The following is a 21,282-nucleotide window of genomic DNA, read 5'->3' as shown; positions in this document are numbered from 1 at the left end:
TCACCCCCACCCTGGCTGGTAGCCGAAGGCGGCGAGTTCGTCGACGCAGGAGATCGCGGCGTGGGCGCGCGGCACGCCGTCGCGACCCTCGGCGAAGACCTCGCTCGACAGCACCCGGCCGTCGACGCCGTTGACCTCCCGGACGGAGGTGACGAGCCGTTGCAGCCGACCTCCGGTGGCGTAGTCGTTGCGACGGTGGATGAACACCACGAAGTTGACGGCGCCGGCGATCAGCATCTGGCTCGCCTCGATGGGCAGCCGCTCGTTGGCCTGGAGCGCGTAGGTGGAGATGCGGTTGAAGACCTCCGCCGAGCTGTTGGCGTGGATCGTGGAGAGCGAGCCGTCGTTCCCCTGCGACATGGCGTTGAGCATGGTGACGATCTCGTCGCCGAGCACCTCGCCGACGATGACGCGGGAAGGGTTCATGCGCAGCGAGCGGCGGACCAGCTCAGCCATCGAGATGTAGCCCTGACCCTCGGAGTTGGGGAGCCGCTCCTCGAACGCCACTACGTTGGGGTGGAGTTCGGGAAACTGGTCCAGGCCGAGTTCCAGGGCCCGTTCGACGGTGATGAGGCGCTCGTCGGCCGGGATCTCGTTGGCCAGGGCCCGCAACAGCGTGGTCTTGCCCGCGTTGGTGGACCCGGCGATCATGATGTTCTTGCGGGCGCGGACCGCCGCGACCAGGAATCGGCCCATCTCGGGGGTGACGGTCCCGTTGCCGACGAGGTCGGCGAGGAAGACTTTCCCGAGGCGGGCGCGCCGGATGGACAGCGCGGGCCTGCGGGTGACGTCCATGACGGCGGAGAGCCGGGAACCGTCGGGGAGTCGCAGGTCGAGTTGGGGGTTGGCCGCGTCGAACGGCCGCGAGGAGAGGCCGGAGTAGGCGCCGAGGACCTGGATGAGTTCGACGAGTTCCTCGTCGGTCTCCGCGACGGGCTCGCCGCGTTCCTCCCGGCCGTCGGCGTAGCCCACGAAGACCTGGTCGCAGCCGTTGATGTCGATGTTCTCGACCTCGGGGTTGTCGAGCAGGGGCTGCAGTCTCCCGACGCCGAAGAGCGCCGCGTGCACGGCCGCGGCGTAGTCCTCCTCTGACTGGGCGTCCAGCGGCGCCCGGCCCTGCGCGATCTCCTCTCGGACGTACTCCTCCAGGACCTGGGCGATGACGGCGCGCGCGTAGTGACGCTCGTCCTCGGGAGTCATGGCGCGGATGCCGCCGGCCTGGTCGATGCGGCGCTGCTCGGCGATCCGGTCGCCGGCGTCCTGCCGGAACCGTTTGACCAGCTGGTGGTTGACGTCGGTCACCGGTGGCCTCCGCGGGGGCCGTTGCCGGAGGCCGGGTAGCCGTATCCGCCACCCGTGGGGTAGCCGTAGCCACCGCCGGCGGGGGGTGCCGTCGGCGGGGGCCAGGGGCCCCCGGGCGGGGTGGGTGCGGGCGCATAGGGGCCCTGCGCCCCGTACTGCGGCGGCACCGGCGCGTGGCCGTGGGACGGTGGCGGCACGGCACCGGCGGCGGGCTGCGGCGGGGGCAGGGTTCCGACGGCGCCGGTGACGGCGGGGGCGAGTTCGCGGTAGGTCTGGTGGAGGTCCGCGACGACCTTGCGGGCCGACCGCACCAGTAGGGACTTGTCGACCCGACCGCGGCGGCGCCGGCCCGCCAGCTGGTCGGCGCCCGCGGCGTCCTCGGCGACCAGTCCGGCGACGCGTGCGCCGCTGCCGGCCGCGGTCAGCATCTCGTTGACCTGGCCGGCGATCCGGCTGCCCTGGGAGGGGTCGGTGACCAGCAACAGCCCGATCGGCGGGCGGCCGTGCTGCGCCGCGCCCCGATGCTGCCCGTGGAGTTTGCCGCTGAGAGCGAGGACGCGTTCCCGGGCGTGGGCGAGGTTCTCGGGCTGTGCGCGGGTGACGAGCAGTACCACGGCCGCGTGGGGCAGCAGCGCCAGCGCGGGCGAGTCCGGTCCGAGGCGCCCGCAGTCTGCGACGACATCGGCCGCGGCCTCCTCGTGCGGGGAGCGGGCCAGTTCGGCGAACGCCTTGCCCAGGGCCCCGAACTGGCCGGAGACACCGGTGCCCTGGTCGGAGGAGGTGAGGCCCACGATGACGTCGAGTCCGCCGGAGACGCGCTGCGAGTGGTCCCACAACTGCTCGGCGGCGATGCCGCGGCGCGCCGTGGCGGCCAGCGACAGCAGACCGGTGCCGGGGTCCAGCGGGCGGCCGTCCTCCCGGGCGGAGCGGTAGACGAGGTCGCCGCCGGCAGGGTCCACCTCGGCCAGCAGCGCGCGCCGCGGCCACAACGCGGCGAGGGCCACGGCGATGGTGGTGACTCCCGGCGACCCCTTGTCGGCCGCCACTGCGATCAGCGCCATGTCTCTGCTTCAGCCCCTCGGTCGGGTGCTCGCCCCGGCCCTGTCGTCGGTGGTGTGGTGCGCGGTCGGACGGGCACCACGGAGTGCGTGCCGCCCCGTTGCCGGGCCGCGTTCGGGCCGGCCGTGGCTCAGTCGGCGCTGCCGGGTACGACGACGAGGGTGACGTCGCCGGTCGCGCCGGCCCGCGCGAGGTCCGCGGCGTCAGATGCCGAGACCCGCAGCGTCACGAGCTGGTCGCCGCCGGCCCCGCCGCCCTCCACCTCGTGGACCTTGGCGTCGTCGACGAGCGTCCCGGTCGGACCGGTCGCCGTCTCGTCCTCGCCACTGTCACGGCCGACGTGGTAGGCGGCCACCGTCTCCCCGGCGCGCAGCCCGGAGGGGTAGCGGCCCTGGGAGAGGCTGAGGCCGACCAGCACCTGGTCGCGGTCGAGCGTCTCCTCGGCGGTGAGCATTTCCCCCACCATGACGGTCCCCGGCACCAGGTCGACACTGGGGATGAGGTCCTGCTGGAGCCGCGAACGGTTGCGCCACTCGAAGTAGTTGACGGCCGGGTCCTCCGCGACGAGCACCGCGGTGATGGCGCTCTCGGGAACCGGCTGCCCCGCGGGGACCCGCTCGGTGATCTTCACCGCCTCGACCCGATCACCGGCCTGGATCACCAGCGTGGTGGCGCCGAGGGCGCCGGCGAGGATCAGCAGCACCGCCAGCGCGGCCAACGCGGGCTTCCGCTCGCGCGGCGGCACCGGAAGCCGATCGCCCATCACCGGTCCGGCGGCGACCGACTTCTTGGCGATCGCAGACGAACGGTCCTGGGTCTTCACGCCACCACCCCCGCGTAATTCGGCGTCTGACTACGGCACATTGCGCGCTTTTGCATCGCGTGTGCAAAACAGCTCATCATGAATGGTTCAAACTCACCGGAACGTTATCAGCCGCTCGCAGAGCACTACAACGCCGAGGCTGTCACACGCGCGCAACAGGGCTGCCGCTGCGGCGACCTGCGCGGACTGGGCTCCGGCCGGGTGTCCCGGAGTCTCCGCGGCACGGAGTCGACGCAGTCGCGCACCGCAGCTCAACGGCGGTACGGGACAGGATGATGACCCGACGCCTCGCTCGTCGATGCCGTCGAACGCAAGGACGTCACGGCCACCGAAGCCTTCGTCACGACGCCCGCCCGCACCGGATCTCGCCGATTGCGGGCGCCTCGCTCCGGCATCCTGCGAGACGGTGGCGGAGACCGCAAGCGGAATTGCGAATCCCTGCGGAAGCGGCAGTGCCTTTCGACTCCGTCCACCCGGTCCGCGACGTCCGTCCCAGGGCGGGGCGCCCGACCGATGGCAGCAAACACACCCGGACCCCGCTCCCGCTCGGCCGGGCCACGACGCGACGCGGACCGGCGGAACACACAGGGAAGAGCCGCGGAGTCGCCGTGGTGAGGCGAGCGGGAGGGGCCCTGACGCCGCACGCCGAGGTCGTACCGCTGCGCCGAGGTCGTGGATCAGTAACGGCTGCGGAACAGCCTGGGGGCTGCCGGGGGCGATCGGGCGTCGCCATGGCAGGCTGAAATCAGCCACGCGCCGGGGGGCGTCCACCGGAGGACGGTGAATCCACCGCCGGCCGTCGACCACACAGCCAGCCGGTGAGAGGAACGCTCGTGAGCCACGGACCGCAGCCACCCACGGGGGACGGCCCGCCCCGGGGGGACGAGGCGGCGACGCCCGGGCCGTCCTTCGCCGCATCCCCGTACGGCGCCACGCCCGCGGGCCACTGGGACGGGCCCGGCGAGCACACCGCGCAGTTGAGCGCGGCGGGCGCCGGCGGAGCACGCTCGCACCGCACCAGGATGTCGCTGGCGATCGCCGCCGCCACCCTGATGGTCGCGGGTACCACCGTCGGTGGGTTCCTCCTCACGCGTGACGGCGACGGGAACCCGCCACCGCCGGCCGCCGCCGGCGAGGCGGACACGGAGTCCGACGGCACCGGCGCCGACGCGGACGCCGAAGAGGACGCCGACTTGCCGGAGGGCGAGGACGACGGGGCCCCCGCGGACGAGGACGAGGCCGAACGCCCCTCGGACCCCCGCGGCTCCCCGGGAGGCCGCCCCGAACCGGTCTCCGGTGACGACTGGCAGGTGCAGTACCTGGCCGACCGGGACGTGGTCTACGACGTGCCCGACACCGACGAGTGGGACGTCCGCTCCCCCGACACGATCCTGGGCTGGGGCGAGAAGGAGCCCGAGGAGGAGGGCGGGCTCACGACGCCGCAGTTCGTCGGGCGCGGCACGGCGCTGTTCAACGACGCGGCCTGCGGACGCTACAACAGCCGCGCGGTGACCGCGGTGACGGGCGCCCGGGGTGCCACGGGGACCGCCGATGCGGCCGAGGGCATCGCCCACGTGTACGTCAACGGTATCTTCGACCCCGACACCACCGGCGAGTACACGTTGGTCGACGCGGAGCCCTTCAGCAACGCGCAGGGCTTCGAGGGTCACATCGCCACCGGCCTTGTCACCGGCTACGAACCGTCCGAGGACGCCGACCCGGAGTGCGCCGCGACCAGCGCCGCCGTGGTCGCGGTCGCCTACCTGGACGGATCGCACGACGTGCAGGTGTGGTTCGCGCTGCTGGAGCGGGAGGTCGACGACGCGCTCGACGACGACACCCTCGCCACCATCACCGACAGTCTCCGTCACTTCCACACGAACTGACGACTCACGGGCCCGGTACGGCACCGGGCCGGCGACATCCCCAGGGGGAGCACGACATGACCGACGGCCCGCACCACACACCGCCGCCTTCCGGCCCGTACGGCCGACCGGAGTACCCCGGCCCGGGGTCGGACGTGACGCTGGTGCCCGGAGCCGGGACCCCGTCGAGCGGTCGCGGGCTGTCGCACGGGACCAGGATGGCGCTGGCGATCGTCGCCTCGGTGGCGATGGTGGCGGGCACGACCGTCGCCGGTGTCCTCCTGACCGGTGACTCCGGCGCCGACGGGACCACCGTCGCCGCGCCCGCCGAGGGCGAGGACGACACCGGGACCGACGGGAAGGGCGAGGCCGAGGAGCCGGAGGAGGAGCCCGAGGACGAGGGCGGCGAGGAGGAGACCGCCCCCGACCCCCGTGGGGGTCCCGGCCCGGTGGCCGAACCCGTCGTCGACGACGAGTGGCAGGTGCAGACCCTGCTCGACCGCGACCTGGCCTACGACGTCCCGGGCGGCGAGGAGTGGCTGGTGGCCGACCCCGAGAGCTACGTCCAGTGGCGGCCCGTGATCATCAACGACGACGGCGAGGAGGAGGAGCTGCTGTACGTGGCCCGCGGCGCCACCGTCTTCCAGGACGGCGTCTGCGGACGCGGCTCCAGCCGGGGCGTTCTGGCGATCACCGGAGCCCGGGGTGCCAGCGGGACCGAGGAGGCCGCCGAGGACAACGCGCTGGAGTACGCCCGCGCGGTCTACGACCCCACGTTCACCGGCGAGTTGGAGATCAGCGAACCGGAGGTCTTCACCAACGACCAGGGCTTCGAGGGCCACATGTCCGTGGGGACCCTGGAGGGCTACGCCCTCGACGAGGAAGACGACCCGGAGTGCCACGCGACCGACGCCAAGGTCGTCTCGATCGCCTACCTCGACAGCTCGCACGACGTGCAGGTGTGGTTGGCGATCCTGGACACCGGCGTGGAGGGCGAGCTGGACGAGGAGACCCTCGACAAGATCACCAACAGTCTGCGCCCCGCCGGCTGAGCCCGGCGGGCGCATTCGGGGACGGAGCCCCGGTGGCCGGTGGACCCGCGGGTCCACCGGCCACCGGGGCTCGACCGTGCCACGGCCCGTCCGGCGCCGGGCCCGTCGGGGTCAGCCGATGCCCGTCCGGGACAGGTGGGTCCCCCTCAGGCCGGCCGGAACGCCTGCCGGATCTCGGCCCAGCGCTGCCGCTGCTCCTCGTCCATCCGGCCGCGGAGCTCCGCGAGTTTCAGCAGGTTGGCCTCGGCGCCGCCGGTGAGCGTCTGGGCCTCCGCCAGGTAGTGATCGTCGATGGCGGACTCCACCTCGTCCTCGGTCATCACCGGGACGATCCGCTCGGCCAGCCGGTTGGTGTTGCGGTAGGACCCCTGGAGCAGGAACGGCGGCTCGGTGCGGTGCGCGTCGTCCTGGGTCGCCGAGCGGATGTAGGCGGCGTTGACCTTCAGCGTGGTGCGCTGGATGTGGAGCAGCTTGGCGAGCACCGAGGTGATCTGCTCCAGGTCGGCGGCGCTGTAGGGGTGGGAGAGGCGGTCGGCCGTCACGGAGTCGTCGCCGCGCGCCAGGCGGACCAGCAGGTCCACGTCGCCGCGTTCCCGGGCGGCCAGCGGCGCGAGCACCGGGTTGGAGGTGAGGGCGTTCTCGATGTGGCTGAGGGCGAACTGCTCCTCGCGTCCGGACAGCACGTCGCCGAGGTTCCAGACGTCGGCGCGGTTGGCGAGCATGTCGGGGACGCGGAACCGGGTGCCGCCACCGGTGAAGGGGTTGCCCGCCATGCAGATGGCGAACCGCTTGCCGCGCAGGTCGAACGTGGTGGCGGTGCCGTCGGCGCGGACACCGTCGATGCGGCGCTGCGCGTCGCACAACGGGATGAACCGCTGGAGGAGTTCGGGCGAGCAGTGCTGGATGTCGTCCAGGTAGAGGAAGACGTTGTTGCCCATCTCCAGACCGAAGTTGATCTTCTCGACCTCGCGACGGGCCGCCGCGTCCGGCGCCGCGGCCGGGTCGAGGGAGGTGGTGCCGTACCCCAGCGCCGGGCCGTCGACCTTGACCAGGACCAGCCCCAGCCGGGCGGCGACGTACTCCATGAGCGTCGTCTTGCCGTACCCGGGCGGGGAGAGCAGCAGGAGCAGCCCCTGGCTGTCGGTGCGGCGGTCCTCTCCGGTGGTGCCGAGCTGCTTGGCGAGGTTGTCGCCGATGAGCGGGAGGTAGACCTCGTCGATGAGTCGGTTGCGGACGAAGGAGGACATGACCTGGGGCCGGTAGGCCTCCAGCCGCAGTCGGCCGCGCTCCGCTTCCAGCAGGGCGTTGCGCTGTCGCGTGTAGGCGCGGTGCGCGGGGACGCGCACGGTGCGGAAGGCGGACGTTCGGGCGAGGAACTCGTCGATGCGCAGGTCGAGTTCGCCGCCCAGGACGCGCGGGTGGGTGCCCAGGAGCCCGGTGGTGGCGGTGCGCAGTGGCGCGTCGTGGGGGCGGTGGTCGAGGGTGTCGCCGCAGAGTTGGAGCGCGACGGCCTCGGCGAGGTCCTCGACCGGCCGGTCCGCGGAGCGGGCGTAGGCTTCGAGCCAGGCGGCCACCAGCTGGTGGCGGGCGGTGAGGTCGTCGCCGAGTGCGGCGGTGTCGGCGGTGAACTCGTCGCTGCCACCGCGCCCGAGGGTGCTGCGGAAGTCCCCGAGCAACTCGCGGGCCGCGTTCCCGGCGACGAACGCTTCGCCCCCCAGGGCGAGTTCTTCGAAGAGGTAGTCACCGGCCGCGGCGGTGGTACCGGGTGTCAGCGCATCGTGCAGCTGGGCTTCGGCGAGGAACTCCGCGATGTGTCGCGCGAGTTCGCGTGACAGGTCGGTCACCGCGGCGGAGGCTCCGAAGGCGGCGCGTGCCCGGGCGAGGGAGCGGGCGCGGGTGCGGTAGGCGGTGGCGCGGTCCTTGTCCGTGCCGAAGGCCCAGGTGAGCTGGGCAGCGGCCCGTGCCTCGGGGGTGTACCGAAGCAGCCCCGCGCCGTCGCGGAGTCGCAGCACGGTCGCCAGGATGGTCGCCGCGTCGTGGTCGTGGACGCCGCGGTCGTATCCCTCGTCGTAGGCCGCGCCCGCGAACTCCCTGACGAGGGCGATCAGTCCGTCGTTCCGGGTCGCTTCGGCGAGGCGTTCCTCGCCGGCTTCGGCGAGGACGGTGGCGGCGAGGTGCTCCGCGCGGTAGACCTCCGGTGACTCCGACGCGAGCGGCTGGTCCCAGAACTCGGCAGTGGCGGCGAAGGCGGGGTCGCTGACGCGGGCCCGGTAGTCGGTGCCGGTGACGGCGAACGCGAGGGCACCGTCCTGCGGGACGAGGGTGAGGTCGATCGGCTGGGTGTTGACGCCGAAGCGGTGGCGGCCGAGCCGGACGCTCCCGTCGGCGCCGTAGAGGTCGGCGCGGTCGCGGAGCGCCCGGCCCGCCTCCTGCCGGAGGGCCTTGATGCGGCCCTCCAGCTCCTCGGCGCGGACGGTCTCCCCGGTGGTGCGCAGCTCACCGGCGGCGCCGCGCACCCGCTCGACCAGCGGGTCGGTGGCGAAGTAGGCGTTGATCTCGTCGAGGCTGCCGAGTGAGGCCGTGCGGCGCTCGACGGTGGAGAGGATGCGGTTGGCGGACTCGCTGAGGCGTTCGGCGTGGCGTGCGCGCTCGTCGAGCTGGGCCTGCTTGCGGGCGGAGAAGGTCTCGTAGATCTCCTCCCGCTGTTCGGTGAGTTGGGCGAGGTAGTCGTCGAAGGCGCCGAAGCGCGATTCGAGGTTCTCCAGTTGGAGCAGCAGGCGGCCGAGTTGCTCGTCGCATTCCTCGGGGGTGGCGGCGGCGGCGAGGGCTCCGGAGACGGCCTGGCCGAGGAGGGCGTATTCCGCGGCGAACTCGGCGCGTCCCTCGGTCTCCAGCAGTTCCCGTCGGCGGCGGTCGAGGACGGCGTGGGCGCGGTTGACCGCTCCCATCACCTCGCCGATGCGTTCCAGCAGGCCGGTGCGGACCGTGGCGTCGGCGATCTCCAGTCCGCCGATGACGTCGGTGACGGTGCGCAGCGAGTCGGCCTGTTCGGCGATCTCCTCGGCGACGGGCTCGGCGTCGGCGACGGTCTCGACGGCACCGGCACGGTCGGTGAGTTCCGCGACGGCCGTGTGGGCGTCGTCGAAGGCGTCGGCCCGGGAGAGGAAGGCGACGGCTCGGCGGCCGGTGGCCGCGAGGGCGTCGGAGAGCTGCTCGGCGGTGGCGGTGAGCACGTCGAGGTCGGCGTGGCGCATCTCGCGCAGCGACTCGGTGCGGCCCTGCGCACGGCGGAGTTCGGTGAGGAGGGCGACCCACTGCGGCGCGGACTTCGGCGCCTCGCCGCGGGAGCGACGGATGAGTGAGGTGACCTCGGCGTCGTTGGAGGTGGTGGCCTCCCGGGCCTGCCTGCGCAGCTCCAGTACGCGCTCGTACTCGTCGATGACCTGCTCGGCGGCGGTCCGCAGGGTGGCGAGCGGCTGGTCCAGGCCGTGGAGGCCGTCGACGGTGAGCCAGTGGTACTGCTCGGAGAGGCGGGTGCAGGCGGCGACGACGGCTTCGAAGACGGCTGTACCGGGGGCGAGTTCGTCGGCCATGCGGGCGACGGTCAGCGCGTCGGAGACGCCTCGGACCAGCTCGGCGTTGCCGATGCGGGCGAGGGGCCCGTCGCTCTGCGGCTGGGCGGCGGCGTGGGCGTCGGAGACGAAGGGGGTGTGCCATACCTGCATCGGGTGGACGCGCGTCGCCTCCTCGCCGGCGGCGCGGAAGACGACCATGGTCCCGTCCTCGAACAGCGTGTAGCCGTGCGAGGCGATCGGGTTGGCGACCTCCTTGCGGATGAGGTTGTAGGGCAGCAGCAGGGTGCGGCCCTCGGCCCGCGCGTGGAAGACGTAGAGGACGTCCTCGCCGTTCGGCGAGCGGACTGCCGCCTTGTACTCCAGGTCGCTGGTGTCGGTGTCGAAGGTCCGGGCGGCGGCGCCGGTGGGCGCGCCGCTGATGTAGTAACCGCCGGGGAAGATCAGTCCCTGGTCCTCGGGCAGGGTGTGGCAGGCCTGCCCGATGCCGTCGAGGCGCACGACCTCCTTGGTGCGGGTGTTGTGGACGAGGTACCGGTGGTCGCTCTCGCCGTACGGCAGGACCTTCAGCAGGATCAGCGGCCCGCGGCGGGCGTAGGCGATCTCGGCGTCGGCGAGGGACTGCAACGGGGCCTCGACGGGTTCGCTGTGGATCGCCTCGCCGGTGTCGGTGGAGTCTTCGACCCGGACCGTGAGGTGGCCGCCGACCGCGTCGACGAAGAGTTCGCCGTCGACGGCGACGGTGGGGTGCTGCCCGGAGGTGTGGTGCTCGCGCCCGGTGACTGTCCACTCGAAGTCGTGGGACGGCGGGAAGACGTGGTCGCGTTCTCCCTTGGCGTCGAGGTAGGTGGGGGTACCGTCGGCGGCGAGCTCCCAGCGCAGCACGCGGATGTCGCTGACACGGTCACCGGTCTGGAAGACGGCGAGCACCAGCTGTCCGACGGTCCGCAGCTGGAGCAGCTGCGCCTGGCGGTAGTAGCGGAACAGGCTCTCGAAGTCGCGGACGAACGCGGGGTCGTCGAGGAGTCCGGGTACCGCGGTCTCGGGTGCGGCGGTGAAGTGCGCGCCGTCCGCGTCGGGCTGGTAGCGGTGCAGCCCGAAGACGTCGCTGACGGCGGTGTCCTGCTTGAGGCCGAACCGGACGGTGTAGCCGGCGAGCAGGTGCCCGCGGACCTGGACGATGTCGCGGGGGACGCAGTGGTGCTCGGTGCGGATGCGGTCGGTGGTGCGGAGGGCGAGTTCGCTGCCGCCGAACGTCTCGACCCGGTCGTCGTTGAGGCTGCGGGCGCGGCCGGCGAGGTCGGCCGCCGCGGACTTCATGCGGTCCCGGAGCACCTCGTAGGTGCCCGCGTCCATCTCCTGGGTCATGGGTCTCCTGGGGCTGGGCGCACGGCCGGGTCGGCTGCGGTGCGCCGGGGGTGTCCGGGCGGCACGGCTTCGGGCGGGTCAGCTGTCGCTGAGCTGCTTCTTCGTGGCGAGCTGGGCGAGCGGGGTGTCGGCGAGGCCCTGTTCGCGGACCGCGTCGAGGAGGCCGCGCAGCTGGGCGCTGTGGCCGCCGCCGCCGGAGATCAGGCCGGAGAGCAGCCCCGCGAGGGTGAGGTCGCGCATGCCGCCGGCGCCGAGCCCCGCGAGCATGCCGGTGACGTCGTCGGTGAACGTCGAGTTCTCGGGGTCGAGCCACTTGCCGGCCAGCGCCCGGGTGTGCTCGGAGTTGTCGACGAAGGCGTCCACGCTGCGGCCGGCGGAGATGGCACCGATGAGCCGGTCGAAGAAGACGGAGTCGCCGCCGACGATGTCGATCTTGGCGTTCTCCAGGCCGGTGGCGATGAGGGTGGCCTGCGACTCGGCGATCTTGTGGTGGACGTCGATGCCGGCGATGCGGATCTCCTTCTCCGCTTCCAGCCGCAGTCGGTACTCCTCGTGCTCGCGGCTGGCGGCGTCGAGGGCGGCCATGGCGGCGGCCTTCTCGGTGAGGCCCTCGGCCTCCGCCTGCATCTTCTCCTTCATGCCCTCGGCCTCGGCCTGGAGCTTGACCTTGAGACCCTCGGCCTCGGCGGTCAGCTGCTCGCGCACGCCTTCGGCCTCGGCGAGGCGCTTCTTGCGGTCGACGTCGGCCTCGGCCGCACCGACCTTGGCGATGGCCTCCGCGGCCCGCTCCCGGACCTGCGCCTCGGCGAGGCCCTGGGCAGCCGCTTCGGCCTGCTTGCCCTCGGCGAGCCGGATGGCGGCCTGGGTGTCGAGCTCGGCGGTCTTGCGCCGCGCCTCGGCCATGGTGAGCTCCTCGGCGGCGCGGTGGCCGGCGGACTGCTCGGCGGCCTCGGCGGCCTTGATGTCCTTGACGAGCTGCTCCTGCGCCTCGGCCTCGGCGGCGATCACGATCGCCTGGCGGTTGCGCTCGGCCTCCTCGACTGCCCGCAGCTTCTTGATGTCCTCCTCCTGCTGCGCCACGGTCTTCTCGACCGCGATGCGCTCGCGGATGACGTCGGCGATCTCGCGGCGCTCGCCCTCCAGCTCCTTGTCCTTGGAGATGCGGTGGAGCTCGGTCTCGCGCTCGCGGGCGATGACCTCCAGCTGGCGGTCCTTCTCGATGCGCTCGTTCTCGACGGCGACGACCCGCTCGCGGTTCAGCTGGGCGACGGCGACCTCGCGGGCCCGGTTCTCGTTCTGGACCCCGATCTGCTCGTCGGTCTTGATCGCGGCGGTCTGGGAGCGGAGCCGCTCCTCGGCCTGGACGCGGGCGACCTCGGCCTCCTCGCGGGCGCGCACCGACTCGATCTCACGGGTCTGCTTGATCTCGGCGTCCGCCTGGCGGCGCTCCAGCTCCAGCACGGCCTCACGCGCGTCGACGTTCTGGCGCGTGATCTCCTTCTCCTCGTTGCGACGGAAGTCGTTGGTGAGGATGTTCTGCGCGGCGGTGAGCTCGGTGATCTTCCGGATGCCCTGGGCGTCGAGGATGTTGTGGCGGTCCAGGTGCCCGAGCGGGGTCTGCTCCAGGTAGTCGACGGCGACGTCCTCCAGGCGGTAGCCGTTGAGGTCGCGGCCGATCTCGTTGATGATCCGCTGCTTCAGCTCGTCGCGCCGGTCGTACAGCGCCTCGAACTCCAGCTGCTTTCCGACGGTCTTCAGCGCCTCGGAGAACTTGGAGTTGAAGAGCTCCTGGAGGGTGACCTGGTTGCTGGCGCGCTCGGTGCCGATGGACTGCGCGACCTTGATGACGTCCTCGACCGTGTTGTTGACACGGACGTAGAACGAGATGCGGATGTCGGCGCGGATGTTGTCCGCGCAGATCAGGCCGTCCTTGCCCTCACGGCTGATGTCGAGGGCCTTCAGGGAGATGTCCATGGTCTCGGCCTTGTGGAGGACCGGGAGCACGACAGTGCCCGTGAAGGTCACGTCGACCTTGCGCATCTTGGAGACGATCAGCGCCTTGCCCTGTTCGACCTTGCGGAAGAGCCGGGTGACGGCGAAGAGCAGTACGAACAGTATGAGCAGCGAGACGGCGATGAGGACGCCGAGTCCCTGGCCGATGGATGTGTCCATCCTGGTACGTCCTTCGTGGGTCAGGTCCTGCAGTGGTGTCGGGCGCGGGCCGGCTCGCGGGGCCGGGACCGGTGGGTGGCGGTGCGCTCAGCCGAGCGGGTCGGCGGCGGCACCGGCCGGGGCGACGCGGTAGAAGTCCTCCGCCGCGTCGTAGTCGTAGATGAGGGCGTGGCTCCCGGCCGGGACCGGTTCGGGTTCCTCACTGCGGATGTCGATGAGGGCGGTGCCGCCGCCGGGGAGGGGCACGAGCCCCTGCCCGAAGCGGCCCGGGGCGCAGCCCACCCGCACCTCGCACACCTGGCCCACCAGGTCGGCGTTGCGGGATGCCGAGGTGGTGCGCAGGGCGCGGCGCAGCGGGCGGGCGAGCAGCCAGGTGGCCTGCCAGCCGGCGTAGAGCGCCACCAGCAGGGCGACGGTGCGGAGCAGGACGCCGTCGAGGAGCACGGTGCCGACCAGTGCGGTGAACCATGCGATGGCGACGACCAGCGAGAGCACGACGGTGACGGGGACGCCGCCCAGGCCCAGCGCGCTGAGCGCGCCGGTGACGCCGGCGGTGTCCGCGGAGCCCCCCTCCGCGGTGTCACCGCCGTCGAAGAGGTCGCCCGCGAGGCCGGTGACGGCGGCGATCAGCCAGTACGCGACGACGACGAGCAGCGGGAACGTGAAGACGACGGCCGGATACGTGAGCGCGGCCGTGAAGAACTCCCCCATGTGTCCCATCCCCCTGTCATGGCTCCTACCGTTTATATGCCAGGTAGCGCGGTTGCCACCACCGATCGGGCGGGAACGGGACCTGTTGGTGACAGGGCTGTGACGTGCTGGGCAGGGCGGCGGTGCACAAGGTGTCGGTCGGCCGTTTTTCGACGGTCACCGCACACGCATCTCCTCGGGTCCGCGCACGGCCGAGTGGTGGAAGTGTGGCGCCACGGGCCGCTAACCTGCGGGAAACCCCATCGCCTTCCCGTCGAGGCCGGTCACACACCATGAGATGGGTCACCCCTGGCCGTGAGGCCACATGGGCTAGGGTGTCCGAAATGGTGTGCCGGGAAGCCTGGTCGGCGACGTCTTTTGTCGACCGCGAAAGGGCCGCTCGTGCCTCCCTGTTCCGCCCTGCGCCGCCCGCTGGACGTCGGTGCCCCCGGGCCCTGTACAGCCGCTGATCCTCACTCCTGTGCCCCCGCTGTCGGGGCGGCCACGTGCGAGTACTCCGCGTCGAACCGGGGACGGTGCCAGGCATGACACTCGTGCTCCTTCTCGCCGCGTCGGGGACGCTGGCCGCACTCGCTCCCGCGGTGGCCCGCCCCCTCGGCGGCCGGGCCGGCTGGTTCGTCGGAGCGGCACTGGCGTCGCTCACCGCGGCGCTGTTCGCGCTGCGGCCCGCGGAGGGTGCCCTGACCGCCGCGGTGGAGTGGATCCCGACGGCGGACATCTCACTCCGGCTGCAACTCGACGGCCTGTCCTTTCTCTTCGCGATGGTGGTACTCGGCGTCGGCGCCGTGGTGATGCTCTACTCCGCCGCCTACGTGAAGGATCGAGCGCCGGGCTTCTACCTGTTGATGGCGTTCTTCGCCTTCGCGATGCTCGCCCTCGTCCTCGCGGACGACATCGTGGTGCTGTTCGTGGCGTGGGAACTCACGACGCTCTGTTCCTACCTCCTGATTCTGCGGTCGTCTCCCGACGCGGCGGCCCCGGCGGGCCGAACCCTGCTGGTGACGGCAGGTGGTGGCCTCGCGCTGCTCGGCGCGGTGACCGCGCTCGTCGTCCGCACCGGCACCACCGAGTTGACCGCTGTGCTCAACGACCAGGTGTGGCAGGACGACCCGGTCTTCGCGGGGGTCGTGGCTGCGCTGGTGGCCCTCGCGGCGATGACGAAGTCGGCGCAGTTCCCCTTCCACGCATGGCTCCCGGACGCCATGGTCGCGCCGGCGCCGGTGAGCGCCTACCTGCACGCGGCGGCGATGGTGAAGGCGGGCATCTACCTGCTGATGCGGTTCTCCGAGGCTGCTTCCGCCACCTGGGTGTGGCCGGTGGTTCTGGTGACCATCGGCCTGGTGACCGCGATCATGGGCGCGGTGTTCGCCCTCCAGCGAACCGACCTGAAGGAGTTGTTCGCCTACTCGACCGTCAGCCAGCTGGGACTGCTCGTCGCGGTGATCGGCGTCGGCACACCGGAGGCCCTGACCGCGGCTTCGCTCCACGTGGTGGCGCACGCGCTCTTCAAGTCTTCCGGTTTCATGTACGTCGGCCTCGTCGAGAAGCGCGCCGGTACACGGGACATCCGCGAGTTGCAGGGGCTGGCGCGGGCCATGCCGTGGACCTCCGCAATGGCCGTCCTGGGTGTGGCGGGCATGGCGGGGCTGCCACCGCTGCTCGGCTTTGCCAGCAAGGAGCTGGTGCTCGACGCAATGGCCCACTCGCCGGCCGGGGCCGCGGTGGGACTGGTGATCGCCCTGGCGGCGACGGCTGCGAGCGTCGGGACGGTCGCCTACAGCGCGCGTGTGGTGGTTCGAACGCTGCCAGGACGGCCGATGGAGCTGAAACCTGCCCGCGGCACGGTCTCCATGGCGGTGGCGGTCGGCGTCACCGCGGTGGCCGGCGCCGTGGGCGGACTCCTGGTCGGTTTCCTCGACCCGGTGGTACTGCCCGCCGCGGCGAACGCCACCGGTACGGCGGTGGGCGACTTGTACCCGCTGTCGCTGTGGCACGGCGTGAACCTCGCGCTGCTGCTGTCTGCGGTCGCCGTCGGAGGAGGCGCGGTCGCCGTGTGGCAGCGCTCCCGGGTGGACTCCGCGTTGGACCGTCCGCTCTTCCCCTTCACGGGCGTCGCCGCGGTCACGCGCACGCAAACGGCGACGATCGCCGGCGGTCGTCGCGTCGGTGACCTCACCCGGACGGATCTGCCCGCCGCACACCTGGCGGTGCCGCTGACCGTGATCGCGGGGGGCGGCCTGCTCGCCGCCGGGCTGACCGTCGGCAGCTGGAGCGCCGACGGGGGCGCGGCCGTGGCGGACATCGGGCTGACACTGCTGATCGTGGTGGGTGTGGCAGCGGCGATCGCCTCGCGTACCCGGCTCGGCGCGGTGATCGCCGCGGGGATCGTCGGATTCACCGTCGCACTGTGGTACTACTCCCTCGGCGCGGCGGACGTGGCTCTGACACAACTGCTGGTGGAGATCCTCACGGTGGTCGTCATGGTGCTGGTGCTGCGGCGGCTCCCCGCCACGTTCCGGCGGCGCAGCGCACGAGGCCGTCTCACCGGCGGAGTCGTCGCGGTCGCAGCCGGATGCGTCGCGACCGTCGGCACACTGGCGCTGACCGGTGGTCGGCCGCTGTCCTCGGCCGGGGAGTTCTTCCTCGACCTGGCCGAGGAAGAGACTGGAGGCACCAATGTGGTCAACACCATCCTCGTGGACTTCAGAGCTCTGGACACGCTGGGCGAGCTGGTCGTGCTGGGCATCGCGGCTCTCGCGATGACCGCGCTGCTCACCGCCCGGTCCCCGGTCGGTGGGGAGGTGGCCGCCCCCCTGCCGGGCCCACTCTCGGACCCGGCGTTGAACACGGTGTTCCTCCGGTCGCTGGCGCGCCCGCTGGTGCCTCTGATGGTTCTGGGCTCGCTCTACGCCCTGTGGCGGGGACACAACGCGCCAGGCGGCGGTCTCATCGCCGCCCTGCTGGGTGCGTCCGCGCTTGCGTTGCTGTACCTGGCCGCGGTCTCCGACCGCGCCGCACCACTGCGCCTGCCCTATCTGTCGATCACCGGCACCGGCATCCTCGTCGCCGTCGGCAGCGGTGTCCTGGGGCTCGCGGACGGATCGTTCCTGCGTCCTCTCCACGCGGACCTGCTCGGCGTGCACCTGACCACGGCTCTCGTCTTCGACCTGGGTGTCTACCTTGCGGTGTTCGGCGTGATCCTGGCCGCGATCAACCTCCTGGGGATGCCTCCCCTGGACGACGGGCCGCGCGGCCGTGCCCGCGCCGGTTCGCACCCACCGCCGCGTCCGACCGCCGGCGCATCCGCGGCGGCTTCCGTCCGCGCGGACCACGACAGCCGCGCAACCGAGGAGGCACAGCGATGATGCTCGCCCTGTCCGTGGGCGCCCTGGTTGCCGGGGCCGCCTACTTGATGCTGGACCGCACGTTCCTCCGGGTCGTCATCGGCTTCGTACTCCTCGGGCACGCGGTGAACCTGCTGCTGTTCAGCTCGGGGGGCATCCTGCGCCGCACGGAACCGCTGGGGAGCGAGCCGGACCCGGCCGTGACGGCTGACGCGCTGCCGCAGGCGTTCGTGCTGACCGCGATCGTCATCGCCTTCGCGATCACCGTTTACATGCTGGTCCTGGCCGTGACCGGGCGTGCCGACGAGGAAGCGCAGGCCGAGGGGGACGGAGAGGCCGCGGCTCCGGACGCAGCGGAGACGGACGCCCCGAACACGGACGGCCGCACCGGGGCCGCACCCCGCTCCACCGACGAGGAGAGCCGCGCATGAGCCCGACCCTGCTCCCGCTGCTGGTGGGGCTTCCCCTGGCGGCGGCCGGACTCACCGCGCTCGCGCGCCAGGGCGCGCGCTGGCCGTCCGTGGTGCTGATCGCGGCGCTGTCACTCAACCTCTCCGGGGCGCTGTGGCTCGTCGTGACGACCCGGTCCGGCGGTGTCCTCGCCCACGGCGTCGGCGGCTGGCCCGGGGGAATCTCCATCCCGTTCGTCGGTGACACGCTCTCGGCACTGATGCTGGTGGTGACCGGTCTGCTGACCCTGGTCTGCTCAGCGTTCGCTCTCAACACCGGCCTCGGCGCGGTGCGGTTGTTCGCTCCCTTGGTACTGACGCTCACCGCGGGGGTGAACGGTGCGCTGCTGACCGCGGACATCTTCAACATGTTCGTCTTCATCGAGGTCATGCTGCTGCCGTCGTACGGGCTCCTGATCCTGGCGAGGCGCGGCCGGGGAACGTTGGGCTCCGTCGTCGGCTCCCGGCTGTACGTCACCTTCAACCTGTTCGTCTCGACGGTCTTCCTCGCCGGCGTCGCCTTCGTATACGGCACCGCGGGGACCGTCAACCTCGCCGAGCTCGCGGGTGCGGCGCGCTCCTCACCGCTGGTCGCGGCGGCCACGGCCGTCTGTCTGTTCGCCCTTGGCATGAAAGCCGCGGTGGTGCCGACCCACGGATGGCTGGCCCGCGCCTATCCATCCACCTCCCCCGCTGTGACGGCTCTCTTCTCCGGCCTGCACACCAAGGTCGCGATCTACGCGATCTACCGCGTGTACGCCGTGGTGTTCGAGGGCGACCAGCGGTACCTGTGGATCGGCGTGGTGGTTTTCAGCGCCACCATGGCCGTCGGTGTGCTCGGGGCCGTGGGCGAGGACACGATGCGTTCGATCCTCGCGTTCCACATGGTCAGTCAGATCGGGTACATCCTGTTGGGCGTGGCCCTGTTCACGCCCGCCGGCCTGGCCGCGGGCATCTTCTACCTGCTTCACCACATGGTCGTGAAGGCGTCCCTCTTCCTCTCCACCGGTGCCATCGAGGTGCGGGCGGGTGAAGGACGGCTGGACCGGCTCAGGGGCTTCGCGCGGCGTGAGCCGCTCCTCGCGGCGGCCTTCCTGATGGCCGCGCTCTCGCTGGCGGGACTTCCGCCCTTCTCCGGGTTCGTCGCGAAACTGACGCTGATCCTGGCGGCACTCGACGCCGGACAGGTCGCCGCTGCCGTGGTCGCCATCGTGGTGAGCCTGGTGACCCTGTTGTCCATGCTGAAGATCTGGAACGCGGTCTTCGTCTCGCGCGAGGACACGGGCGAGGACACGGGCGGCGCAGGCGGCGGCGCCGGGGTGTCGGTCCGTGAGCGGACCGAGATCCCGCGCGTGGGGATCCTCGGTTCCCTGCCCGCGCTGGCACTGGCCGGCGTCACCCTCTTCCTCGGCCTGGGCGCCGAGCTCCTGCTCTCGCTGGCGTCGACAGCCGCCGCCGGCCTGATCGACACGGCCCCCTACGTCCAGGCGGTGCTCGGATGACCCCGCTGTTCTCTCTCCCCCTCCGCCTCGTGGCGTTCTCCCTGTGGTTCGCCGCCGAGGTCGTGAAGTCCTCGTACGCCGTGCTGCGCGACGTCCTGACCACCGGGCGCCGCTCCCGACCGCGGGTCGTCGACATGCCACTGGAGTCGGAGCTCGACGGACACGTCACCCTGATCGCCTCGTTGATCACCCTGACTCCCGGGACGCTGACGCTCGGCGTGACACGCGGCGGGAACGGTGCGAGACACCTGGCGGTCCATTCGATGTACCACCCGGACGCGGCGTCGGCGCTGGCCGACCTCCGCGACATGGAGAAGCGGATGCTCCACGCCTTCACCTGGAAGGGACGGTCATGACCGGTATCGACTTCGCCGCTGCCTGCTGCGGAGCGGCGGCGCTCATCGCGGCGTACCGCATCGTGCGCGGCCCCACGCCGGCGGACCGCGCGATCGCGGCCGATCTACTGTCGTTCGCCGTGATCGGGTTGATCGCCGCGGTGGGGACACGACTGGGCAGCGGCGCCACGATGGACCTGGTGCTCGTCGCCACGCTGGTGGCGTTCCTCGCCGCCGTCTCTCTCGCCCGTGCACTCACCCGGGGGGCACGATGACCGCCTTCCTCGATGTGCTCGGCCAAGCGATGGCCGTGCTTGGCGGCCTCGTCTTCGTGGCTGCCGGGGTCGGACTGCTGCGGCTGCGCGACCCGTACATGCGGACCTCCGCCGTCGCCACCGCCGCCGGTGTCGGGGTGGTGCTGGTGGTCGGCGGGTCCGTCCTGACCTCTCCGACGGTTTCCGACCTGGCGAAGCTCTTCATCGCCGTCGTACTGCAACTGGCGACATCGGCCGTCGGTGGGATGACGCTGGCCCGGGCGGCGGTTCTCTCCGGGCACGCTTTCGCCGACGGAACGGACACGGCCGCGTTGGAGCCGGGCGAGCGGCCCGGCCACGGCTGAGCAGCGTGTTTGAGACCCCACGTCGGATCGGCTCGCGGCGCCAGATGCGGTCAGCTGCAAGGCGGAGGGGCACCCTCACACCGGGTTGTATTCGGATGTTCCCGACAACGCAGCAGATGGCCGTAGCCGGCGTCGCGGGCCCGGCGTGGAGTCTCACACACGCTCTGAGCGTGCGGAGCGCCGGCGCCGCGCGCTGATCGCGGTGCCGGGGTCGACGGCCGGGCGCGTTGCCCGCATGTCCTCGGGTCGGAGGGAGGCGTCAGCGGCGCACCAGCAGCCGCAGTTCGAAGCTGTGGCGCGACGCCCGGTAGAGGTGGGAGCCGTACTCCACCGCGCGGCCGGTCTCGTCGTAGGCGGTCCGCTCCATCGTCAGTAGCGGCGCCCCGTCGTCCTCGTCGAGCAGTTCGCCCTCCGCGGCGGTCGCGGCGCGGGCACCGATGCGCTGCCCGGCGCTGTGGAGCACCACCCCGGCGTCGCGCAGCAGCCGGTAGAGCCCGGTCGCCGCCAGATCGGCCCGGCGCGGCCGGATCACGTCGTCGGGCAGGTAGTTGCAGAGCCGGGCGATCGGCTCACCGTGGGTGAGGCGCAGTCGCTCCACGTGGTGCACCCGCGCCCCCTCGGCGAGGTTGAGCGCGGCGGCGACCTCGGGGGGCGCGGCGACCTCCTCCAGGCGAAGCACGCGCGTCGCGGGCCGCTGACCTGCGGCTTCCAAGTCCTCGTAGAGGCTGCTGAGTTCGAGCGATCTTCGTATCCTGCTGTGGACGACCTGGGTGCCCACTCCCCGACGCCTGAGCAACAACCCCTTCTCGACAAGTAGTTGTATCGCCTGGCGTACCGTAGGCCGCGACAGGCCCAGCCGGGTGGCCAGTTCGATCTCGTTGCCCAGTAACGAGCCAGGTGGCAGCCTGCCCTGTTCGATCGCCTCTTCCAACTTCTGGGAGAGCTGGAAGTAGAGGGGGACCGGGCTGGCTCGGTCGACGCTGAGCCCGAGCGCGGATGTGTCGTGCCTCGTCATAGCGGTGACTCCCTCTCGTCGGAACCGTGTTGTCCAGATGTTAGGACATCAGGTCTTTACGTCGCCGCGTCGCTGTGAAACTCTCGCGAAACGC

At 71.8% G+C, this 21,282-nt stretch carries 15 protein-coding genes; 8 read left to right on the top strand and 7 right to left on the bottom strand.

What is annotated here, in order from left to right:
- The 3 genes from HCJ92_RS00825 to HCJ92_RS00815 all read right to left on the bottom strand — a co-directional run bounded on the left by HCJ92_RS00825 (nt 1) and on the right by HCJ92_RS00815 (nt 3,184).
- The gene (locus HCJ92_RS00825; protein ID WP_167931390.1) at nt 1-1,302 is read right to left on the bottom strand and encodes an ATPase, T2SS/T4P/T4SS family; all 1,302 of its coding nucleotides are present in this window, start codon (nt 1,300-1,302) and stop codon (nt 1-3) included.
- Nucleotides 1,299-2,363, bottom strand: coding sequence for a hypothetical protein (locus HCJ92_RS00820; RefSeq protein ID WP_167931389.1), 1,065 nt, complete (start codon nt 2,361-2,363; stop codon nt 1,299-1,301). The genes HCJ92_RS00825 and HCJ92_RS00820 overlap by 4 nt, the downstream gene beginning before the upstream one ends.
- A gap of 128 nt (nt 2,364-2,491) precedes the next feature.
- Nucleotides 2,492-3,184 carry a hypothetical protein gene (locus HCJ92_RS00815; RefSeq protein WP_167931388.1) on the bottom strand — a complete coding sequence of 231 codons (693 nt, stop codon included), beginning with the start codon at nt 3,182-3,184 and terminating at the stop codon, nt 2,492-2,494.
- 833 nt (nt 3,185-4,017) lie between these two features.
- Here HCJ92_RS00815 and HCJ92_RS00810 point away from each other — a divergent pair.
- Both HCJ92_RS00810 and HCJ92_RS00805 read left to right on the top strand, forming a co-directional pair.
- Nucleotides 4,018-5,070: a DUF8017 domain-containing protein gene (locus HCJ92_RS00810; RefSeq protein WP_167931387.1), complete on the top strand. Its 1,053-nt coding sequence runs from the start codon at nt 4,018-4,020 to the stop codon at nt 5,068-5,070.
- 56 nt (nt 5,071-5,126) lie between these two features.
- Nucleotides 5,127-6,101: a DUF8017 domain-containing protein gene (locus HCJ92_RS00805; RefSeq protein ID WP_167931386.1), complete on the top strand. Its 975-nt coding sequence runs from the start codon at nt 5,127-5,129 to the stop codon at nt 6,099-6,101.
- A 146-nt stretch (nt 6,102-6,247) separates the two neighbouring features.
- Here HCJ92_RS00805 and HCJ92_RS00800 read toward each other — a convergent pair whose 3' ends face one another.
- The 3 genes from HCJ92_RS00800 to HCJ92_RS00790 form a co-directional block, all read right to left on the bottom strand.
- Nucleotides 6,248-11,041 (bottom strand): DNA repair ATPase, encoded by a 4,794-nt coding sequence (locus HCJ92_RS00800; RefSeq protein ID WP_167931385.1) that lies wholly within the window; start codon nt 11,039-11,041, stop codon nt 6,248-6,250.
- A gap of 78 nt (nt 11,042-11,119) precedes the next feature.
- The gene (locus HCJ92_RS00795; RefSeq protein WP_167931384.1) at nt 11,120-13,213 is read right to left on the bottom strand and encodes a flotillin family protein; all 2,094 of its coding nucleotides are present in this window, start codon (nt 13,211-13,213) and stop codon (nt 11,120-11,122) included.
- 87 nt (nt 13,214-13,300) lie between these two features.
- Entirely contained in the window at nt 13,301-13,933 is a 633-nt protein-coding gene (locus tag HCJ92_RS00790; protein WP_245240430.1) for a hypothetical protein, read from the bottom strand.
- 515 nt (nt 13,934-14,448) lie between these two features.
- On the opposite strand from HCJ92_RS00790, the gene HCJ92_RS00785 reads away from it, so the two are divergent.
- From HCJ92_RS00785 to HCJ92_RS00760, 6 genes are read left to right on the top strand one after another with little or no spacing between them, the layout of a single operon-like run.
- Nucleotides 14,449-17,289, top strand: coding sequence for a DUF4040 family protein (locus tag HCJ92_RS00785; protein ID WP_167931383.1), 2,841 nt, complete (start codon nt 14,449-14,451; stop codon nt 17,287-17,289).
- Nucleotides 17,286-17,699, top strand: a complete 414-nt coding sequence (locus tag HCJ92_RS00780; protein WP_167931382.1) for a sodium:proton antiporter — start codon at nt 17,286-17,288, stop codon at nt 17,697-17,699. Before HCJ92_RS00785 ends, HCJ92_RS00780 begins: the two co-directional genes overlap by 4 nt.
- Entirely contained in the window at nt 17,696-19,219 is a 1,524-nt protein-coding gene (locus HCJ92_RS00775) for a monovalent cation/H+ antiporter subunit D family protein (RefSeq protein ID WP_167931381.1), read from the top strand. Before HCJ92_RS00780 ends, HCJ92_RS00775 begins: the two co-directional genes overlap by 4 nt.
- On the top strand, nt 19,216-19,575 hold the full coding sequence (locus HCJ92_RS00770) for a Na+/H+ antiporter subunit E (protein ID WP_167931380.1): 360 nt from the start codon (nt 19,216-19,218) through the stop codon (nt 19,573-19,575). Before HCJ92_RS00775 ends, HCJ92_RS00770 begins: the two co-directional genes overlap by 4 nt.
- The gene (locus HCJ92_RS00765; protein ID WP_167931379.1) at nt 19,572-19,829 is read left to right on the top strand and encodes an MrpF/PhaF family protein; all 258 of its coding nucleotides are present in this window, start codon (nt 19,572-19,574) and stop codon (nt 19,827-19,829) included. The genes HCJ92_RS00770 and HCJ92_RS00765 overlap by 4 nt, the downstream gene beginning before the upstream one ends.
- The gene (locus HCJ92_RS00760) at nt 19,826-20,173 is read left to right on the top strand and encodes a cation:proton antiporter (protein WP_167931378.1); all 348 of its coding nucleotides are present in this window, start codon (nt 19,826-19,828) and stop codon (nt 20,171-20,173) included. The genes HCJ92_RS00765 and HCJ92_RS00760 overlap by 4 nt, the downstream gene beginning before the upstream one ends.
- A gap of 259 nt (nt 20,174-20,432) precedes the next feature.
- Here the strand turns inward: HCJ92_RS00760 and HCJ92_RS00755 are convergent, their stop codons facing one another.
- Complete coding sequence (locus HCJ92_RS00755; protein WP_167931377.1) at nt 20,433-21,188, bottom strand: GntR family transcriptional regulator; 756 nt, start codon at nt 21,186-21,188, stop codon at nt 20,433-20,435.
- Nucleotides 21,189-21,282 lie beyond the last annotated feature (94 nt).

It is taken from the genome of Streptomyces spiramenti (assembly GCF_012034385.1).
Classification (GTDB): Bacteria; Actinomycetota; Actinomycetes; order Streptomycetales; family Streptomycetaceae; genus Streptomyces; species Streptomyces spiramenti.
Note: the sequence above shows the minus strand (reverse complement) of the source record. Positions and strands in the feature narration are given on the sequence as shown.

Excerpts from the sequence above, each read along its gene's own strand:
- HCJ92_RS00805 (WP_167931386.1), top strand. The coding sequence starts at position 5,127 with ATGACCGACGGCCCGCACCACACACCGCCGCCTTCCGGCCCGTACGGC.
- HCJ92_RS00780 (WP_167931382.1), top strand. The coding sequence starts at position 17,286 with ATGATGCTCGCCCTGTCCGTGGGCGCCCTGGTTGCCGGGGCCGCCTAC.
- HCJ92_RS00765 (WP_167931379.1), top strand. The coding sequence starts at position 19,572 with ATGACCGGTATCGACTTCGCCGCTGCCTGCTGCGGAGCGGCGGCGCTC.
- HCJ92_RS00760 (WP_167931378.1), top strand. The coding sequence starts at position 19,826 with ATGACCGCCTTCCTCGATGTGCTCGGCCAAGCGATGGCCGTGCTTGGC.
- HCJ92_RS00770 (WP_167931380.1), top strand. The coding sequence starts at position 19,216 with ATGACCCCGCTGTTCTCTCTCCCCCTCCGCCTCGTGGCGTTCTCCCTG.
- HCJ92_RS00820 (WP_167931389.1), bottom strand. The coding sequence starts at position 2,363 with ATGGCGCTGATCGCAGTGGCGGCCGACAAGGGGTCGCCGGGAGTCACC.
- HCJ92_RS00775 (WP_167931381.1), top strand. The coding sequence starts at position 17,696 with ATGAGCCCGACCCTGCTCCCGCTGCTGGTGGGGCTTCCCCTGGCGGCG.
- HCJ92_RS00785 (WP_167931383.1), top strand. The coding sequence starts at position 14,449 with ATGACACTCGTGCTCCTTCTCGCCGCGTCGGGGACGCTGGCCGCACTC.
- HCJ92_RS00790 (WP_245240430.1), bottom strand. The coding sequence starts at position 13,933 with ATGGGACACATGGGGGAGTTCTTCACGGCCGCGCTCACGTATCCGGCC.
- HCJ92_RS00795 (WP_167931384.1), bottom strand. The coding sequence starts at position 13,213 with ATGGACACATCCATCGGCCAGGGACTCGGCGTCCTCATCGCCGTCTCG.
- HCJ92_RS00800 (WP_167931385.1), bottom strand. The coding sequence starts at position 11,041 with ATGACCCAGGAGATGGACGCGGGCACCTACGAGGTGCTCCGGGACCGC.
- HCJ92_RS00755 (WP_167931377.1), bottom strand. The coding sequence starts at position 21,188 with ATGACGAGGCACGACACATCCGCGCTCGGGCTCAGCGTCGACCGAGCC.